This window comes from Cellulomonas biazotea, assembly GCF_004306155.1.
Lineage (GTDB): Bacteria > Actinomycetota > Actinomycetes > Actinomycetales > Cellulomonadaceae > Cellulomonas > Cellulomonas biazotea.
On sequence record NZ_BIMR01000158.1, the window covers coordinates 1 to 1,305 of the forward strand.

At 80.3% G+C, this 1,305-nt stretch carries 1 pseudogene; it reads left to right on the plus strand.

From position 1 onward, the window contains the following. A pseudogene (locus CBZ_RS10985) lies at window positions 1-1,305 on the plus strand (sacsin N-terminal ATP-binding-like domain-containing protein); the annotation flags it as partial.

Sequence of the window (1,305 nt, forward strand, 5' to 3'; positions counted from 1 at the left end):
GGTCGCCCGGTGCGCGGGACGACGCCGCGCCGGGCCCGTCGGGCGACGACGTGGGCGTGCTGGTCGCGCCGCGGGACGCCGTCGCACTGCAGGGCGAGGCGGGCCGGGGCGAGGCGGTCGTCGCGCTGGGCACCCGGGTGACGGGGCTCGTCGAGCTGCCCGCGGGGCGCGAGGCGCAGGCCCGGACGCTCGGGGTGGACGTCCGGACGCTCGCGGACGTCGTCGAGGACCTCCCGGCGGTCGCGGACGGCCGGTGGCCGGACCTGTACGCGGCGCTCGAGGCGCTCGCGGACGACTCCCGCTCGCGCGAGGCGCTGGGGGCGCTGCCCGTGCCGCTCGCCGACGGGCGGGTCGTGCGGGGGGCGCGCGGGACGCTGCTGCTCGACGGCGACCTCGCGGACCGGCTCGGCGACGAGGTGCTCGCGGTGCTCGGCCGGTGGGGCCTGCGGATCGTCGACCCGGCGTCGCAGCACCCGCTGCTGGCCCGGCTCGGCGCCTTCGAGGCCGACGCCGAGGGGCTGCTCACGCAGCCGGCGGTGCGGACCGTGGTGCTGGACCAGGCCGACGACGACGACCTGGACGTCGCGACGGAGGTCACGGCGACGGTCCTGGCGGTGGTCGCGGCGACGCTCCCGGGCGGTCCGCCGTCCGAGGCGCGCCCGTGGCTGGGCCTGCTGACGCTCACGGCCGCCGACGGGGAGCCGACGCCCGCCGACGGGCTGGTCCTGCCCGACGGCGCCGCCGCCCGGCTGCTCGACGAGCGCGTCCTGGCGCCCGTGTCGGTGGCCGACGTCGAGCGGTGGGGCGCGGACGTCCTGGTCGCGGCGGGCGTGCGCGCGGACCTCGTCGTCGTGCGGGTGGGGCACGTCGTGGCGGACGCGGCGTCGCTCGGCGACGACCCGACGGACCCGTCCGTGCTGGCCGCGCAGTCGCTCGACGCGTGGGACGACTACCTCGACCACCTCGCGGCGCGCCTGGGGTCGGGGACGTACGTGGGGGAGGCGGTCGCGGTCGCCGACCTCGACGCGGTCGCCGACGGGGCGTGGAGCGACGTGCTGGCCCGCGTGGGTGCCGAGCCGGACCTGCGGCGCGCGCTCGTCGAGCGCGTGCGCGGCGAGGGCGGGGCGACCGCGTCGTCGTACACCGCGTGGTGGCTGCGGACGCACGCCGACCTGGGGCTCGGCGCCCCCTTCGCGGCGGGCGGGCCCGACGTCGACCCGGTCGTCGCCGCGCTGCTGCCCGCCGCACCGGACGCGGTCGCGGGGTGCGACGTCGGGGTGCAGCGGGCGCTGGGCGGCGTCGCGT